The sequence below is a fragment of the Methylophaga sp. F7 genome, assembly GCF_056863975.1.
On the sequence record NZ_CM166511.1, the window covers coordinates 2,052,481 to 2,071,641 of the forward strand.

12 protein-coding genes and 3 tRNA genes are annotated in these 19,161 nt (G+C 43.6%); 9 read left to right on the forward strand and 6 right to left on the reverse strand.

Features of this window, described 5'->3' with window-relative positions; genetic code table 11:
• Positions 1–151 precede the first annotated feature (151 nt).
• Entirely contained in the window at positions 152–2,545 is a 2,394-nt protein-coding gene (locus AC08OG_RS10365) for a Lon protease family protein (RefSeq protein ID WP_482929451.1), read from the reverse strand.
• A gap of 82 nt (positions 2,546–2,627) precedes the next feature.
• Here AC08OG_RS10365 and AC08OG_RS10370 point away from each other — a divergent pair, with 82 nt between their 5' ends.
• Positions 2,628–2,933 (forward strand): PilZ domain-containing protein, encoded by a 306-nt coding sequence (locus tag AC08OG_RS10370; protein ID WP_292354186.1) that lies wholly within the window; start codon positions 2,628–2,630, stop codon positions 2,931–2,933.
• A gap of 7 nt (positions 2,934–2,940) precedes the next feature.
• Here the strand turns inward: AC08OG_RS10370 and coq7 are convergent, their stop codons facing one another.
• From coq7 to AC08OG_RS10390, 4 genes are all read right to left on the reverse strand, one after another.
• Positions 2,941–3,585, reverse strand: a complete 645-nt coding sequence (coq7, locus tag AC08OG_RS10375) for a 2-polyprenyl-3-methyl-6-methoxy-1,4-benzoquinone monooxygenase (RefSeq protein ID WP_482929452.1) — start codon at positions 3,583–3,585, stop codon at positions 2,941–2,943.
• Positions 3,586–3,603: 18 nt separating this feature from the next.
• Positions 3,604–4,674 carry a GGDEF domain-containing protein gene (locus tag AC08OG_RS10380; RefSeq protein WP_292354182.1) on the reverse strand — a complete coding sequence of 357 codons (1,071 nt, stop codon included), beginning with the start codon at positions 4,672–4,674 and terminating at the stop codon, positions 3,604–3,606.
• An 85-nt stretch (positions 4,675–4,759) separates the two neighbouring features.
• Positions 4,760–5,713 carry a chemotaxis protein gene (locus tag AC08OG_RS10385; protein ID WP_292354180.1) on the reverse strand — a complete coding sequence of 318 codons (954 nt, stop codon included), beginning with the start codon at positions 5,711–5,713 and terminating at the stop codon, positions 4,760–4,762.
• A gap of 209 nt (positions 5,714–5,922) precedes the next feature.
• Positions 5,923–6,009: transfer RNA gene (locus AC08OG_RS10390), tRNA-Leu, on the reverse strand.
• 40 nt (positions 6,010–6,049) lie between these two features.
• On the opposite strand from AC08OG_RS10390, the gene rnr reads away from it, so the two are divergent.
• From rnr to AC08OG_RS10430, 8 genes are all read left to right on the forward strand, one after another.
• Complete coding sequence (gene rnr, locus AC08OG_RS10395) at positions 6,050–8,218, forward strand: ribonuclease R (protein ID WP_482929453.1); 2,169 nt, start codon at positions 6,050–6,052, stop codon at positions 8,216–8,218.
• 434 nt (positions 8,219–8,652) lie between these two features.
• Positions 8,653–8,728: transfer RNA gene (locus AC08OG_RS10400), tRNA-His, on the forward strand.
• A gap of 124 nt (positions 8,729–8,852) precedes the next feature.
• Positions 8,853–8,928, forward strand: a tRNA-Thr gene (locus AC08OG_RS10405).
• A 365-nt stretch (positions 8,929–9,293) separates the two neighbouring features.
• On the forward strand, positions 9,294–11,930 hold the full coding sequence (locus AC08OG_RS10410; protein WP_482929454.1) for a sensor domain-containing diguanylate cyclase: 2,637 nt from the start codon (positions 9,294–9,296) through the stop codon (positions 11,928–11,930).
• A gap of 148 nt (positions 11,931–12,078) precedes the next feature.
• Positions 12,079–13,431, forward strand: coding sequence for an NADP-specific glutamate dehydrogenase (gdhA, locus tag AC08OG_RS10415; protein WP_292354169.1), 1,353 nt, complete (start codon positions 12,079–12,081; stop codon positions 13,429–13,431).
• A gap of 45 nt (positions 13,432–13,476) precedes the next feature.
• Complete coding sequence (locus AC08OG_RS10420) at positions 13,477–16,473, forward strand: EAL domain-containing protein (RefSeq protein ID WP_482929455.1); 2,997 nt, start codon at positions 13,477–13,479, stop codon at positions 16,471–16,473.
• Positions 16,433–17,263, forward strand: coding sequence for a DUF3034 family protein (locus AC08OG_RS10425; RefSeq protein ID WP_482929456.1), 831 nt, complete (start codon positions 16,433–16,435; stop codon positions 17,261–17,263). The genes AC08OG_RS10420 and AC08OG_RS10425 overlap by 41 nt, the downstream gene beginning before the upstream one ends.
• Complete coding sequence (locus AC08OG_RS10430; protein WP_292354161.1) at positions 17,263–17,691, forward strand: group I truncated hemoglobin; 429 nt, start codon at positions 17,263–17,265, stop codon at positions 17,689–17,691. Before AC08OG_RS10425 ends, AC08OG_RS10430 begins: the two co-directional genes overlap by 1 nt.
• On the opposite strand, the gene AC08OG_RS10435 is transcribed toward AC08OG_RS10430, so the two are convergent.
• Positions 17,686–19,131, reverse strand: coding sequence for a sensor domain-containing diguanylate cyclase (locus AC08OG_RS10435; protein WP_482929457.1), 1,446 nt, complete (start codon positions 19,129–19,131; stop codon positions 17,686–17,688). The two genes, AC08OG_RS10430 and AC08OG_RS10435, sit on opposite strands and share 6 nt — an antisense overlap.
• Positions 19,132–19,161: the final 30 nt, after the last annotated feature.

A 19,161-nucleotide genomic window follows, 5' to 3' on the forward strand; every position in this document is an offset into this window, starting at 1 on the left:
GACATACCTATACAATTTATGCGTGTTTGCCTGTAGAGGTTAACGGCTGACCTGACCGTAACTATAGCCTAAGGCTTGTTTATCTTTCATCTCCGCTATTGCTGGTGACTATTTCTTGTCCGACAAGGCGGTGATGAAGATAAAATCAGCCCTAATCACTTGCTTCATGGCTACTGTCTTTATCATGCTTGTGCAGCTCCGCCCAATTGGCCAGTCTTGCCGCGACAGCGCCATTAAAACTGTTTTCAGGATAGTTGCCCTGTTCGTCTGCTTCGCCAGCCTCATATTCACTCAGCACATTGATAGCGTCGCTGATGTCATCGACAGCGTAAATATGAAACAGACCATTCTCAACGGATTGTCTGACTTCGGGTTTCAGCATCAGATGCTGCATATTACTGCGGGGAATAATCACGCCTTGTGTGCCTGTCATTCCCACCAGACAACAGACATCATAAAAGCCCTCAATCTTTTCATTAACGCCACCGATAGCCTGAACCTGACCGAACTGGTTCATTGATCCGGTAATAGCGATAGATTGTTTGAGTGGAATTCTGGCAATAGAAGATAATAAAGCACACAGCTCAGCGACTGTTGCACTATCGCCATCGATCTCACCATAATTCTGTTCAAACACAATACTGGCAGCCATGGATAGCGGCTTATCTGCCGCATAAAAAGACCCCAGATAAGCAGCCAGAATCATCACACCTTTTGCATGCAGGTTGCCCCCCAGCTCCACTTCTCTTTCAATATCAATAATCGCATCATCACCATATCGGCAACTGGCAGTGATGCGGGTAGGTTCACCAAAATGAAAACTGCCGATGCTCAATACCGATAAGCCATTGACCTGACCGATATGCTTGCCATTCACATCCAGTTGAATAATCTGCCGCTGTATTTGCTGATAAACCACTGAACGAACGCGATCCACCCTTCTGAGACGCTGTTGCCAGGCATGATTCACCGCATCAGCAGTAATTTCAGCCTGTTGATATTTGCGAGTCCAATAGGCGGCTTCACGCAACAGATCAGTCATATCAGCAATATGCAGCGACATTTGTTGCCCATCATTAATCGATCTCGCTGCATATTCAATCATTAATGCCACTGCACTCTGCTGCAAAGCGGGCAAATGCTCATTCATTGCCGTTGAGGCAATCAATTTTGCCATTTGCATATGTGTTTCAGCCGTACGCGGTAATTCATCTTCCAAATCAGCCAGCACTTTAAATAATCCAGCAAACTCGGGATCCAATTCATACAATTGATAATAAAGATCCCGGTTCCCCAGTAAAATCACTTTGGCTGAAAGCGGGATTGGTTCAGGTTCTAGTGAAACCGTTGCCACCAGACTATAGGTTCGTTCAAGGTTTTCCAGGGGGATTTCGGAAGCTTTTAACGCTGCCTTCAAACCCTCCCAGGCAAAAGGCTGCTCCAGAAGCTTTTCGGCATCAACAATTAAAAAGCCGCCATTGGCACGATGTAATGCGCCCGCCTTAATCAAGGTAAAGTCAGTCACCAGTGCACCCATCATTGCCATGTTTTCAACACAGCCCAATAGATTCTGATGATTTGGTTGATTGAGATACACCACCGGAGCTCCATGCAGATCGGAATTATCCACAATCAGGTTAATCTGATAGCGCTTCAGACAATTATCGACATTAACATCTTCCTGCCTCTCTTCATTTTTGAGGAACATCTCGATATTCCGCTGAATATCAAATTGCATATCATCAAAATAATTCTGTAACGGCTCGGATTTTGGATAAGCATGGCGTAAAAAATCGATTTGCCGGGTTATCACTTCTAACGCAACCTGATCATTCAGCGCGGTAATCTTATTTACCGTGTCATGTTCCCATTCATGAATTTCAATCAGGGTATCCTGCATTGACACCTGTAATTTCGCGATAGCCTCTTCCGTTTCCATTTTCTTGGCATAGGGCAGATCTTCAAAATCTTCGCCAGATAAAGGCTCCCCTTCATGCTGAGCTGCAAAGGCGTAACTGCCATCTTCCATTCTAAGCAGTACAACGCCCTGTTTATCCGCTTCAGTCTGCAGTGCACCAAACAAGCGTACCCGGTGCTGGCGACTGGCTTCTTCAATTGCCCTTACTCTTCCCCGATAATATTCGTCATCAAAAGCGTGAGGTAATTGTTGCTGTAGCGCTTTGATAACCCGCTCGATATCCAGTTTTAACTGCGCACCATCACCGGCGGGTAATGACAATGATTTAGGCTGTTGAGGTAAATCAAAATTATGTAAATAAGCCCAATCTTCTGCATCAGGCCGGTTGGCAGTATGTTTGGTGAGATATTCGCTGACCAGCGATTTTTTACCCATGCCGGCCTCCCCCATCACATACAGGTTATAACCATCTGCTTGAATATTCGCTGCAAATTCAATTGCTTCGCGGGCTCTGTCCTGGCCAATCAAGCCTGTTAAAGGCTCCACTGTAGCGGTTGTTTTGAAAGGCAGATCAGCCGGATTGCAGCCGTGATAAAGTTGTGACGCGTTTAGTTGAGTTACAGACATGGATATCTCTGGACGAATGAACAGAACTTAGCTTAGGCTAGGGACATCTGATAGGCAACTGCATCGATAAGGGATAAAAATTATGGCAGGTCAGGATTTTGAAGAAAAACGCAATTATTTCCGAATGCGCGTCAACGGTCCGGTACAGATAAAGCGTCCGGATACCACAGAAAGTTTTCAGGCAGAAGGACTCGATTTAAGCGCCAGCGGTTTAAGTTTGATAGCGGATGAAATGGTTAGCGAGGGGGAAATACTGGATATCAGCATTAAAAGTCATAATCCGGACCTGGCCGACTTTGTTGCACAGGCTGAAGTGGTCAGAGTTGAGCCTTCTGAAGAACAGGCGGGACGTTTCAATATTTCATTGAAGTTTACGACAATCTATTGAAGTCAGCTTACAGCCAATAACTGCTGCGGGTCATCACTTTCGACATTGGCTGCATGATTTTCTGCACCAGCCATGGCAATTGAGCGCCGCCGGCAGCTAAAGCAGTTTGCTGATGATGACTTTCATCTTCACGCATTTGCGCAAGAATTGAACGACTGCGCAGATCCCCATCACTCATCTTGTCGAGATGCTCATCGAGATGTTCTATAACCTGTTTTTCAGTTTCGGCAACAAACCCCAGACTCCATTTATCACCAATTTTTCCTGCCACGGCACCAATGACGAAAGAGCCGACGTACCACAACGGGTTTAACAGGCTGGTACGCCCCTCCAGTTCATCAATACGTTTTTCGCACCATAACAAATGATCGTTCTCTTCTGCGGCTGCCTGACGCATCGATTCGCGAACATTGGTCAGTTCTGCCGTTAATGCCTGTCCCTGATACAAAGCCTGGGCAGATACTTCACCCGCATGATTCACTCGCATCAATGCAACTGATTGCCGACGTTCATTATCGGAAAGGGGTGTTTCTTCTATATTTTTTGCCGGGTTATCTCTGCCACTTGATGGTGGGGTCCCAGCCAGAGTAGTTAATGCTTTATCCAGTTCGATAATAATTTTGTCAGCCAACAACAGATTACGGAAGCTCATATTTTTCCTGGGATTTTTTCAAAATAATTCAACGTCTGAACTCGCTATTTTTTTCGGCTCGCTAATTTTACCTTCTGCCACCAGGCTATGGTAATTTTGCACTTGATTTCGACCTTCGTTTTTGGCGCTGTACAGCGCCTCATCGGCCTGTCCAATAACATCCGTTGGCGATAATTGTGCGGAAACTTCCACAAAACCAATACTGACAGTGACCTGACCAAGCTGAGGAAAGCTATGCTCCGCCACTACCCTGCGTATTCTTTCAAAAGCCTGCATTGCATCCGTTTCATTTGCAGCTTTAAGTAACACCACAAACTCCTCGCCACCAAAGCGATAAATCAGATCATCATCACGGATAACGCCCGAAGTCATCAGCCTTGCGACCAGAATGATCACTTCATCACCGTATAAATGGCCGTAGGTATCATTGATGGTTTTAAATTTATCAATATCCACAACGCCTAACCAATGCTTAATAGCATAGCGACGGCGTCGTGAATCATTTGGTGAAGCCATCAGTTTGTTAAGTTCACTGCTCTGATTGACGAGAATCTTGGTTATTTCTTCATCCAGCGTTTCCCGGTTATATAAACCGGTTAATTTGTCACGTTGAGATTTATCAATTAACGCCAGATAATTGGCATACACCCTGAGAATTCCATGGACCAGTCGTTGGTCAATGCTGGATGGCAATTCCTGGCAATGGTGGACCAGGCTGGCGAATATTTCACCATGTGAATCATATGCGGGATAAATCACATTCCAGCCAGTTTCTTCAGCAGGACGATAAGAAACAATATCTTCTTTATCAATCGCTTCTGTCATTGCGGCAGTAAGCTCATCCGCCGTTTCCTGATTCAGTTTGGGATGCTGTTCGGAAGATGAAATAACATCATTTACACAAAAAGCCAGCAGACTGATATCGTGCATCAGATCATGGCGTTTGATTCTAAATAAACGTAGTGATTGTGCCGGAAACAATTCATTGAGAGTTTTGAGCAGACTTTTTTCCAGTACCTGCCGATCGTGATGTCGGGTAATTTCGGCAAGATTGTCGACAATTCGTATACTGCTATGACGATGTTGCATTATTTGTTGCCTTCAACAGTTCGGATAATCGAAAAGACTCATTTACGCTGTTGGAACAGCCTCCATATTAAAATGGTATAAAACACTAATGAGTACTTTCAATAAAACCACGAATGGTTGCTGCCAATTCACGTGGTTGAAATTTTGATACATAGGCATCTGATCCCACTCCCCGACCCATTGCCTGATTGGCAACCGCTGTCAGGGAAGAATGCATAATCACCGGTAAATGGGCCATACGCGGATCCGCTTTGATTTTCTGTGTCAGGACATAGCCGTCCATCTCAGGCATTTCCACATCGGTTAACACCACTTGAATTTCCGTCGTAATGTTCCGGTTTTCCTGTTCACATTGGGTCGCCAGTTTATCGAGCATTTTCCAGGCCAGTGCACCGTTCACTACGCCTACATGGCCAACGCCCAACTTGTCTAATGTCTGTGTAATCTGTTTACGAGCAACATTTGAATCATCGGCATATAACACTTTGTATTTTTTACCGTTTTCAATTTTTTCAATGCCTTCAAAAGCATTCTCATCATAAAAGTCTCCGGTATCGGCCAGTACTTTTTCCACATCCATGATCATGACCAGACGTTTATCCTGTAATTCAGCCACCGCGGTGACCAGCCCGCCCAGACGTTTGGAAATCAATGGAGGTGGTTCTTTAACCTGCTGCCAGCTTAAACGTTGGATAGTATCAACTGAAGTCACCAGAAAGCCCTGTACATGGGTGTTATACTCGGTGATCATCAGGATTTTTGGGGTTTCATGAGATTTTAATTTACAGAATTTTTGCAAATTAATGATCGGCACCATATCGCCACGCAGACTTACAAAACCTTCAATGCCATCAGGCATTTCAGGGGCGCCTGTGATTTCAGGGACATTAAGCACTTCACGAACTTTAAACACATTTATACCAAACAGTTCATTTCGTCCGGTATCATCATTAGTACCAAGACTGAATAGCAACACTTCAAGGTGATTTGTGCCTGCTAGTTTGGTACGCTCATCAATCGAGTCAATAAAAGTTGCCATGTCCATTCTCACTGTGCAAAGGCTGATTTTCCGTTGGGCACACTAGGAATGTACCTTGATACGGTATGTTAACTTGCACAATATCGTAACCTTAAAACAGGTTCAATAGCATTAATAATCAGAATGTGGAAATGTGGAACGAGAAAGATTCACCTGAAAGGACCAATAGCAGTTAAAATGGTCTGGTGACAATAAAGAAAAATTCGGAATGGTGCCCAGGGGGAGACTCGAACTCCCACGTACATACGTACACTAGCACCTGAAGCTAGCGCGTCTACCAATTCCGCCACCTGGGCAAGAAGACGCGCATCATATAGATCGAGATAAAAACTGTCAATGACTGAACAAAACATAACTGACCCTTTTGAGGGTCGTGAAGCCGAGAAATACGATAATCCCATCCCTAGCCGTGAATTTATTCTCGAGCTCCTAAAACAACACAAAGCCCCTGTATCCCGGAAAAATCTTTCCAAACTTCTGGACATCAAAGGGGAAGAACAAACCGAGGCACTTCGTCGCCGTCTGCGCGCCATGGAGCGTGACGGACAAATTCTGCGTAATCGCAAAAATGCTTACGGCATTGTCTCTAAAATGAATCTGGTCAGTGGCCGTGTGATGGGGCATCCCGATGGCTTTGGCTTCTTAATTCCTGACGAAGGCGGTGAGGATTTATTTCTCAGCGAACGTGAAATGCGGGTGGTTTTGCATGGTGATCGTGCATTAGCTCGCATCAGCGGCACCGACCGTCGTGGCCGAAGAGAAGGCGCGATTGTTGAAATAGTCAAACGTGCCAACCAAACTGTGGTTGGTCGCTTGCAGGAAGATGCCGGCCTTTATTATTTAATTCCGCATAATCGTCGCATCAGCCAGGATATTATGATTCCTGTTCCCGACTTAATGGACGCCAAAGACGGACAAATAGTCGAAGCAGAAATTACTGAACATCCGAATAAACATCGTTCGCCTTTGGGCAAAATCGTTTCCGTATTAGGCGATCATATGGCGCCAGGTATGGAAATCGATATTGCACTTCGCAGTTTTGAATTGCCGCATGTCTGGTCTCCAAAAGCACTGGCTCAGGCTGAAAGTTTCGGTGAAACCATTCCTCAGGATGCTATTCAAGATCGCCTCGACTTGCGCGAATTACCGCTAGTCACCATAGACGGTGCTGATGCGCGTGACTTTGACGATGCAGTTTATGCTGAAAAACTGGACTCTGGAAACTGGCGTTTATGGGTGGCTATTGCTGACGTTTCCTATTACGTGAAACCTGACGATAATCTCGATAAAGATGCCCAGGAACGCGCCACTTCAGTGTACTTTCCAAGTCAGGTCATTCCAATGCTGCCTGAAGCACTATCCAATGGCTTGTGTTCATTAAATCCTGAGGTTGACCGTTTATGCATGGCCTGCGAAATGATCATCAATCAGGACGGTGAGATTGAATCCTACAAATTTCATCAAGCAGTAATGAACTCCAAGGCACGGCTGATTTACGAGCAAGTTGCCAGCATTCTGCAAGAAAATGATAGCGAATTACGCAATCAATACGCCCATGTACTTCCGGGGCTGGAAACCATGTATGAACTGTTTCATGTCATGCTCAAAGCTCGCGAAAAACGTGGAGCAATTGATTTTGAAATGACCGAAACGCAATTTATGTTTGATGAGAATCGGAAAATTTCCTCAATCGAACCACGTCAACGCAATGACGCACATCGGTTAATTGAAGAATTCATGATTGCCGCCAACGTCGCCGCGGCAAAATATCTGCTCGCCAGCAAACTGCCGGTTTTATATCGTGTTCATGAAGTGCCTTCGGTTGAAAAGCTATCCGCCTTACGTGAGTTTTTAGGGGAATTGGGATTGTTTTTAGGGGGTGGAGATGAGCCCGAGCCCGGCCATTATGCCTCTCTATTGAAAACGGTCAGCAATCGTCCTGATGGACATTTGCTACAAACAGTTATGTTACGCAGTATGAAACAAGCTGTTTATTCTCCTGAAAATCTGGGTCACTTTGGTCTTGGTCTCGAGGCTTATGCACATTTCACGTCACCGATTAGACGCTACCCGGATTTGTTAGTACATCGTGCAATCAAGCATACGATTACTAAACAGAAAAAAGCCGCCTGGCATTATTCGGAAGAAGCTATGGTTCAGCTAGGCGAACATTGTTCAATGGCTAGCCGTAGAGCTGATGAGGCAACACGTGATGTGGCTGACTGGCTCAAGTGCGAATATATGCGTGATCGAGTTGGTGAAGTTCATGAAGGTGTGATCAGCGGTGTTACGGGTTTTGGTTTATTTGTGGAACTGAGTGATATCTACATTGAAGGTCTGGTTCATGTCACTGCACTGAAAAACGATTACTATCAGTTTGATGCCAGCGGCCATCGCTTGATGGGTGAAAGATCACGCAAATCCTATCGTTTGGGTGATTCCATTAAAGTTAAAGTGGTACGAGTCGATCTGGATGAAAAGAAAATCGACCTGGAACTGGCTTAGGGTCTGTTGATCTTTCATAGCCGCCTCTGTTGTGACTGAAAATGCGCCAATCAAGGCGCGAGGAATGCAGTTTGTGAGATACATCCATGTATCTCACCCCTAAGGGGCTTACGCTCAAAAACGTTCCTGACGTTTTTGTAGTCACTCTAAATAAAACTACGAGTAACGCAGAGTGGTGCATTTTCAGCCTTAACCCGTAGGGCTGGGACTATTTTTCCGCCCTCCTGTGTTGGAAATGATTTATGTAGAACAACTACATCGCATCATTTCTGCCTTGTTGGACGGAAAAACAGCTTCCAGCAGTGGTGGCTCTGAAAGATAAACAGGCCCTAAGGTCTCATTTCCCTTGACCAGAAAAATAAAGGCAGTACAATTGTCGACTTCCTGAAGGTCACCCAGCTTCTTTCGAGTGATTTTCTGAATAGATTTCTGTGGTGAGTGTAGCTCAGTTGGTAGAGTCCCGGATTGTGATTCCGGTTGTCGTGGGTTCGAGCCCCATCACTCACCCCATTTTTTTGACATCGACTATTTACATCAAAATATCGAAAAGTAAATAACCGATTCAGCATTATTTTTTAACAGGTGATTCAGGCTTGCATGCCCCCCACGCTGTTTGTATAATGCGCCTCTTGTTGCCGGTGTAGCTCAGTTGGTAGAGCAACTGATTTGTAATCAGTGGGTCGTAGGTTCAAGTCCTATCTCCGGCTCCATAATAATGAAAAAAGGTTATGTTTCTTAACATGGCCTTTTTTTTTGCCCCTAGTTAGTCAACTCTCAATCATATTTATAAATATATATATACATTCAACTCCTTCAGAGCTATTTATTATTTAGACTTAACTTTAAAGTTATTTCTCTGATTTCTTTATAAAAATATCCTATAAATCATATCTCAAAGTACTTATATAACTTAAAATAAACCAGTTACTTTTGAGAAGGAAATTGTAGTCATTAAATCAGTTCATAGACTGACAAAAACTACATAAAATAAATGAAAATTGCGATTCATTGGATAAATGGAGTAAAAAAACATATTTCCAAACTCCCACATTTTTTTATCCCCATTCTAATCATAATGATAGGTAGCTGGTTTTCCTTTTATCAATATCATCAGGTTAAACAACGAAATCAACAGGTAATTGCTGATCGCTTTGCTATCTCCTTTAACGAAACCACCCAAAGCGTTACTGAAAAAATTCGAAGCTACGAACAGATGCTACGGGCGACTCAGGGTCTTTTTGAGTCTTCGGACAGCATCACCCGTGAAGAATTTAAAAATTACGCCGAAAAACTCAAACTGGAAGCCTTTTATCCCGGAATTCAAGGTTTGGGATATGTGCCAGTTATTACGCCCGCTGAGAAATTTGTTCATATCGAATCGGTAAGACAATCAGGATTTCCGGACTATAACATTACTCCAGAGGGTAAACGGGAGCTCTATACCAGCATTTTGTATCTTGAGCCCTTTCAAGCTCGCAATCTGAGGGCTTTTGGTTTTGATATGTATTCGGAACCCACACGTCGAGCTGCGATGATCGAAGCCCTTGTTAGTCGTGAGGTGAGTCTTTCTGGTGGGGTCAAACTGGTACAGGATATTCCTGATGAATCCGTCACAGGCCTTCTGATGTATCTCCCTTTATTTGATTCAGTAGAGCCTGAAAATCCTCACCTTGGCTGGGTTTACGTCGTATTCCGGATCAGTGATGTAGTGAAAGCATCATTAACACAAAATGGCACACTTAGTCACTTGAAAATCTCAGATGTGACTACTGAACCAATGGATGTACTTTTCCAGTCAAGCAGTTTCGAGACCAGTTCCTTTGAATTAAGTGAAACCTTTACACTCGCTGGCCGCCAATGGAAGTTTGTGGCTTATCCTGATCAGAATTTTATAAAAGCCTTTGAAAAACAATCTGCCATATCGATGTTGTTAATACAATTGCTTATAACTTGTTTGCTTGCTTATGTTTATTGGCTATTGGCAAGTGGACGAAAACGTGCAGAGCGCCGGGCCAACGAAATAACAAATTTCCTGCGTGAAAAGCATCTGAAGCTCCAACTGGCAACAGACACCGCAGGCATGGGCACTTGGGAGTGGGATTTTCAAAAACAGCATGTTCTGGTTGATGAGCATCAATTAACCATTTTCGGACAAAGTAAACATTCCAATCCTTATTTAACACTTGATAACTGGTTTGCACATTTTGAGGAAACTGATCAGCAACGAGTTGAAAAGGCTTTTCACAAATGCAAGTCCGATCGTCTCGAGTTAAATATTCAAGTGTTGGTGCAGTCCAGAACCGATACTCGAATGGTGCAACTAAAGGCGGCCTTGAGTTTCGATGCCTCAGGTTCAGCAACAAGCATGATTGGGATTTGTTTTGATATTACAGAAAGCTGGCTTTATCAAACACAACTTGAACAAACTGAATCACGTTGGAAACATGCGCTGGAAGGTAGTGGCGAAGGCGTCTGGGACTGGTCAATTATCAATGACAAAGTGCTTTTTTCGGAAAAACTGATTTCCATGCTGGGATATACGCCAGATGAATTTTCTCCTCATATCAGCGAATGGTCAGATCGAATTCATCCAGATGATCGTCAACAGGTATTCAGCGATATTGATGCGTTACTGGATGGCAGCCAACCTGAGTACCGAAACGAACACCGTATGCTGTGTAAAGATGGTAGCTGGAAATGGATTCTTGACCGTGGCACAGTGATTGAACGTGATGAGCAGGGAAATCCGCTAAGGGCGATAGGTACACATACCGATATCAGTGGTCGCAAAGAAATCGAAATCACCCTTAGGATCAGTGAAGAACGTTTCAGAAATGCCTTTGATACGGCGGCGATCGGGATGGCTCTGGTCGGTCTGGATGGCAGCTGGCTGGAAGCAAATCCAGCCTGTTGCGAAATGCTTGGTTACAGCGAAGGCGAATTATTACAAATGACTTTTATGGATGTGACACATCCTGAAGATCTGGATCTCGATCAGCAGTTTGTCGCTCAACTGGTCGCCGGTGAAATTGATCACTATCATATGGAAAAGCGCTACGTTCGCAAAAATCATCAGATTATTGATGTATTACTCAGCGTCTCAGTTGTGCATGATATAAACGGAGAACTGTTGCATTTTGTCTCACAAATAGAGGACATAACGGCCAGAAAACATGAACACGAATTAATGCGCAAGTTGGCGCTCTATGATGCATTGACTGGTTTACCAAATCGTCGTTTGTTTGATGAGAGGATAAACCAGGCAATACTCGGCGCAAAGCGAAATAAACATCCACTTGCGCTGATGTTTATTGATGTCGATCATTTTAAACAGATCAACGATACCTACGGGCATGATGTTGGTGATCAGGTGATAAAACGCGTTGCTGAAAGCATGCAGTTAGCATTACGGGCAACAGATACGCTTGCCCGATTTGGAGGCGATGAATTTGTGGTATTGCTGAACGAGGTAAGCTCTGCAGATGCTGCGGTAAAAGTAGCCGAACATTTGCGAAACAGTCTGAAAAACCACCTTGAGTTTGACACTATCCGTTTATTGGTGACCTTAAGTATCGGCATTGCCGTCTATTTACCTGAAACAAATGAATCTGCTCTTCAGCTGATGAAAAAAGCCGATATGGCGCTTTACGATGTCAAAGCTCGTGGTCGTGATGGTGTCGGTTTATTTCAGGCCGGTGGATTTGAAAAATAATAACTCAATATTTATAAATAAAATCAACGTGTTTTTATTCCTCCAGAACTCCAAGTGGTGAACCTGTAACAATTTGCTGAGTCTGAAAAATAGTATTACTTCTGTTAGATTGTATCTATGCATTATCAGGTTAAACGAAGAGGTTTGAATGTCCTATATTGAGGCGACGATGAAGAAGCTGCAACGAAGCAGCCCAAGTCAACCAGAGTTTTATCAAGCTACCGAAGAAATTCTCCAATCTATACGCCCTTTACTGGAAAAAAATCCTCAGTATCTTCAACAAAATATCATTGAACGCATAGTTGAACCGGAACGCCAGATTATGTTCAGAGTTGTCTGGCAAGATGATGACGGTAACGTTCAGGTCAACAAAGGCTATCGAGTTCAGTTCAACTCCGCTCTGGGTCCCTACAAAGGTGGCATCCGCTTTCATCCCTCGGTTAATGCCAGTACCGTTAAATTTCTGGGCTTTGAGCAGATATTTAAAAATGCGTTAACTGGTTTATCACTCGGTGGTGGTAAAGGTGGCTCAGACTTTGATCCCAAAAATCGATCAGATAACGAAATCATGCGGTTCTGTCAGGCCTTTATGAATGAGTTGCAACGGCATATTGGTGCAACCATTGATGTGCCTGCAGGTGACATTGGCGTGGGCAAGCGGGAGATTGGCTATCTGTTTGGGCAATACAAACGTTTGAATCGTCATTTTGAAGGTGTATTGACTGGCAAAGCAATCAACTGGGGAGGCTCACTTGTTCGCCCTGAAGCCACAGGCTACGGCTTAGTCTATTTCACAGAAAATATGCTGCAAGCCAATGATGATTGTCTCGACGGCAAAAAATGTCTGGTATCCGGCGCAGGGAATGTGGCGATTCATACTATTGAAAAACTCTATCAATGTGGTGCATTGCCAATAAGCTGCTCTGACAGCACCGGTACGATTTATCACGAAAAAGGTATCGATTTAATTCTGCTGCGGGAATTAAAAGAGGATCAAAATTGCTCCTTGGCAAAATACCGGGAAACGCACCCCGACGCTGAATTCACACCTATCAAACAGTATCCTGAAGATGGTCATGCGGTATGGCGTATTAAAGCAGATGCCGCTTTTCCGTGTGCTACCCAGAATGAATTATCAGCAGCTGATGCCATTGCACTGTGCAAAAACGGTATTAGCTGTATTGTTGAAGGTGCCAATATGCCCTGCACTGCTGAAGCACAGGCACATATTATTGCTGCAGGGATTCATTATGCTCCAGCCAAAGCTGCCAATGCCGGCGGTGTAGCCACCAGTCAACTCGAAATGGCGCAGAATGCCAGTATGATGCAATGGTCATTTGCTGATGTGGATCAACGTTTGCAAATTATCATGAAAGATATCTATCAACGCTGTGCAGAGACTGCCATTGAATTTCATCACCCCTGCAATCTTATGCTAGGAGCAAATATTGCGGGATTTCGTAAAGTTGCGGATGCGATGATGGAACAGGGACTGGTGTAACCTGAGTTACACCTTACGATAAAGACTAACATTCGGAATACAATTTTGAAATTCACAAACCTATTAATTGTGAGTATAGGCCTCGCCGCATTAAGTCAGGCATTAACAGCCAGAGCAGAGTCCATTACTTTGAAAATAGTTGATCAACAACAACAGGCTGTTTCCAGTGCCGTAATTGAGGTATTGAGTTCGCCCGAAAGCTTTGGTCAAGTAGATTCAATCATTGTTATCGATCAGATAGATAAGATGTTTGTCCCTGAACAAATTGTTATTCAACAAGGTCAATCGGTAGATTTTCCTAATAGTGACAACATACGACATCATGTCTATTCATTCTCAGAAGCAAAAACGTTTGAACTCAGGCTCTATGCCGACAAACCGGAAAAGCCAATTCAATTTGAAAAGCCTGGTGTAGTTGTGGTGGGCTGCAATATTCACGACTCAATGATTGGCTATATTTATATCGCACAACACCAAACGGTTGTGTCGTCATCTGACCAAGGTCACGCAAAATTTAGCTCAACTGTGCAGAATCCCCGGATAAGTGTCTGGCATCCCTATACAACTGATGGTGCCGAAAGCCGTCAGTATTTTGAAATTGATCAGCTTGAAAAAAATGATAATGGTGAGCACATAGTTCAGTTGAATATTGCCCCCCTTCTCCGCGTGAGTCTTTTAAGGATACCTTTGGTGCGCCTGGGCATCACTAAATTACGCACGCAAATTCTACTATTTGCGCTTTCACTTGTCCTGGCGACCACAATGGTCATTCAGTCTATTTCGTGGTGGTCTGCCAACCAGTTTAATCAGCAGCAAATTCGGCAAAATACCATCAAGGCTGAGAATATTCTGCGTCAATACATCCGTTCATCAGAAAACAATCTGGTAAATTCGGCACGAGTACTGACGGCCGACTTTGGTTTTAAACAAGCAGTAACCTCCGGCGACAAGGACACTATCGCCAGTGTATTAATGAATCATGGTGCACGAATTAATGCTGATTTAATGTTGTTAACGGATTTATCCGGTAGGCTCATCTCCAGTAGTCATTCGACCATTTATGATGAAGCACTACTGAGTTATGTCGTTAAAGATTTACTGGAAAAACCAGGAACAGCACATATTGTAATGCTGGATAACCGGGTTTATGAGTTAATCCTTTTGCCAATAATGGCTCCCAGAACCATAGCTTATACGTTAGTGGGATTTGAGCTGAATCAGACAACCCTTAATGAACTCAAACAACTTACCGGTCTGGATATAACCCTGCTTAAACATTCAGTTCCAGTTTATTCCACACTGGAAAATATTCCCAATGATGCAGAATTTATAAAGACGATAAATTCAGCACACACAGAATGGTTTTGGATGGAAAGACCCACATTTATCAATTCGGATTTTATGCCAGCGACCACAAGCATAAATCCAGTCAGCATTTTGTTATCAGCGGACTTAAGACCCATCTATCAGCAGTATGATGATATGTCAGCGCGCATAATACTGATCGTTTTACTGGTGATGTTGGGATCTATCATTGTCAGCACCATCATTGCACATACCTTAACCACCCCGCTCGCCAAACTTGTTGGTATCGCCAACCAGTTTGCCAAGGGGAATTACGATGCCTGGCAGGAACCCGGTCAGGCCAGCAGCGAAATCCGCGATTTGGCTGCTGCTCTCAGAACCATGGGTACAGAAGTCAAACAGCGTGAACAGGTCGTTACATGGCAGGCCAGACATGATGCATTGACCGGTTTATTCAATATCCACACCATACGTAGCACGCTTACTGCAACAATGCAGAAATATGGTCAATGTGTTGTTGTGGCGACTTATATACAAAATTTCCGACAGATAAATGATCGACTTGGGCCTGAAGTCGCCGATGCCTGCCTCACTGTACTGGCCCAACGTCTTAACCAGTTTGCTACCGCTGGGGAAAAAACCAATGCGCGTCTGGAAGGAATCGAGTTTCTATCCGTTATTCAGTTACTGCCGGGGCAAAGTCCTAGGCAGGTTGTTGAAGAATTGCTCGATAACCTGGATAAGCCCTTTCAAATCGGTAATATCAGTTTGAGTGCTCACTTCTATGCGGGTGTATGTTGTTATCCAGCCGATGGTTATGACAGTAAAACAATGCTTCGTCGAGTCAGAATTGCTGCTGATCATGCCCGCCTAAATCGTACAACCATACATGTTTATACGCCGGGTGAAGACGAAAATCATCTTGAAGAATTAAGTCTTATTGAAGCGCTACAAGCATTGCTGAGACAACCGACAAATATTGAATTATTTTTAAACTTCCAGCCAAAGGTTGAGCTTAAAAACGGCAAAATGGATACCGTAGAAACGCTGATTCGCTGGCATCGTCCAGGCCTGGGGCGAGTTGCACCTGATAAATTTATCGGCTTGGCTGAGCAATCTGGACTCATTGTTGAATTAACCCACTGGGTTATCCAGGAAACACTCAAGCAATTACGTAGATGGCGCGATAATGGGTTGGCTTTGAACGCAGCAATTAATGTGTCAGCAGAGGATTTGGCTCATCCGGATTTTTGTCATTTTCTCGAAAAACAAATTGCGGTTTACGATATTCCCGCAAACTCAGTCACTATCGAGATCACCGAGCGGGATATTATGTATGACGAAGCACTGGGTATTGAGGTACTGAAAACCTTAAAAAATGCCGGGTATATGATTGCTGTAGATGATTACGGAATAGGTCAGTCATCTTTATCAAAATTAAAAATACTCCCCGTCGATGAACTCAAGCTGGATATGAGTTTTATTCGCAATCTGGATAGTTCTCTAACGGATCAGAAAATTGTCCGTTCAACCATCTTTCTGGCTCATTCACTCGGTTTAAAGGTGGTGGCAGAAGGAGTCGAAAATGCCGCGACCTATTCTCTTTTGCAAGAAATGGGTTGTGATAGCGTTCAAGGCTATTTAATAAGTAAACCACGAGATGCTGAAGATCTCGTTGCTTGGTTAGGTGAAAATAATGCGACTTATTCTTTTTCTGCTGACAGTATTACTCACTAGTCAGCTATACGCTGCTGATGGCAAGTTGATCGCCACACCGGGCATTTCCCAAATTGAAGGCACCGGTGGTGGCGGTTTTGTTCCCTGGGCTCAATTAGCCGGTTATGGTAGTCGTGATGAAATAGCAGCCAATGTATTTTGTAGCGGTGCAAACGTAGATGATTATGATTTACGTGTATGCGGTGCACAGGCTACTTTCTATGACCGAATTGAATTCTCAGTCGCCAAGCAAAAATTTCATGTCGATACATTAGATCTAGATATCAAGCAAAGAGTACTGGGTGTCAAAGCAAGACTTTATGGAGATATTGTCTATAGTCGATTTCCACAAATAAGCCTGGGAATTCAGCATAAAAAACTTGACGATCCCACTGTTGCCTTTCTATTGGGAGCAGATGATGATTCTGGAACCGATATTTATCTGTCTGCCAGTAAACTACATCTTGGGGCTATTGCTGGATATAACTGGTTATGGAATGTAACGGCCCGCTCGACAGAAGCCAACCAAACTGGATTATTAGGTTTTGGTAACGCAGCACATGGAAATCAGCGCGAAACTGTTCTTGAAGCATCAACAGCCATTCTATTTGGCCGCCATTTAGCCCTTGGCATTGAATATCGCCAAAAACCCGATAACCTTGATTTAAAAGAAGATGACTGGTCCAACATATTTGTGGCCTGGTTTCCAAATAAAGTTATCAGTGTGACTGCAGCCTGGCTGGATTTGGGTGACATTGCCGGAGCCAAAAGCCAGAAAGGGGCTTATTTTTCTGTTACAGGTTACTTTTGATGTTCACAAAATTTCGATATAGCTTTTTTATGGCTTGCTACTTGGCATTAACTGCTTGTGCCAGCACATCAGAACCCACTTTGTATAACAAACTGGGAGGTGAGCAAGGTGTGAATAATATTGTCGAAAACCTCATCCGGGAAATTGGACAGGATGAGCAAATTTTCCATTATTTTGCCGAAGCCCGTGTCAGTCGATTTCGGGAAAATCTTATTGAACACTTTTGTGCAATCTCAGACGGTCCATGCCAATATACCGGTGACAATATGGTGGACATCCATACTGGAATGAATATCAATGAAAGTGATTTTAATCACTTGGTGGATTTATTGATTAATGCTATGGAGGCTGAGGGAATCCCTCACCGCATTCAAAATCAGCTGCTTGCCCGATTGGCACCATTGCGTGAAAACATTATCTATCTATAATTCAATTTTATCGTCAATATCCGCTTCTACAACCGGGAAAGTGGGAACATGGGTAAAAATCACCTGATTACGTCCATGCTCTTTTGCTCTGTATAACGCCGTATCGGCTGCATGTAGAATCACATCCATCGGCGGCACAGGCTCTTCAGGCCATAGCAGACAAACACCGCAACTCATGGTTACCGGAATTAACTGGGAACCACTTGGAATGGGGGTATCCGCTATAACAGATCTTAATCTTTCAAAAGATGCTGTTGCCTCTTCCGGTTTTAATTGCAAAGCGACCAAGAATTCTTCACCACCAAATCTTCCCAACACATCATAGCTTCGCAAAGTGGATTTCAGGCGACTGGCAAAGCGGCGTAATACCTCGTCACCTGATGCATGACCATAGGTATCATTAATCTTTTTAAAATTATCTATGTCACATAATGCGACACAATAAATTTTGTCACTACGTCTTGAGCGCGCGAGCTCTTCGGTGATCCGTTCGATAGCAGCATGACGATTTAGAATTGTCGTTAAATGATCATGGGTCGCTCGGTAAATCAAATCCTTGTATAGATGGGACAGTGGATTTGCCAGCCGCTTGGCCAGCAAAGTACTGAGCACTACACTTATTATCACAATAAATAACGTTAAACCTAGCAGAGAATAATTCAGTCGATCAAAAACCCGATGAAAAATGGATAAATCTGCCAACAAAAATAATTGTATGGGCTGTTTATTAACGTTTTTTAACTTAACCTCTTCCAATAAAAATTGAGACCTTTGCCACCATAAGTCAGGCTCATTAGTCGTTTGCAGAATATGGTCGAACTCAGCTTTATGAATTGGCAATGTCGTTAAAAATAAATCTGTATGGGTAGATTCAAACACAATATCCAACCCGGTTTTGAGCTTTAATTCTTCCAATAAAGGTTCATTTATTTCAAACGCGATAATACTGATGGCGACTTGATGTGGTGCATTTATGGGTACGCTGAATAAACGATACAAACGATTGTTTATTTCTACAAACTGACCCTGTTGACTGATGCCATGAACCGCCAGCCAGTTGATATCGGCCAGATCAGAGAGTGGAAAATCCAACTCATTCGCTGCAATCAGCTCACCGTTATCATTGAGCACCAACATTAAATCTGCCTGAATGCGGCCAGCATGGTTAGTGAGCATGCTGGTAATGGTTGGCACATTATTGGTGGCAACAGCTTCTCTGAATCCAAAGTCCTGAATAATGACTCTGGTGGCGTAATGTAAATTGGTTTCCCGGCTGTCGATGTACTGATGCAGAAAATAAGCAGCATTTGCCACCTGTTCACGGATTTGCTGCTGATTATGTTTATGAATAAACCAACCATGACTCAGCTGCATCGCGAAAGCTGTCAGTAAAATCAGACTGACACAAAGTAGAATCATCCTGGTCTGGATGCTATTCATCTATAAGTCGTTTCCATCATATGCAGCGTA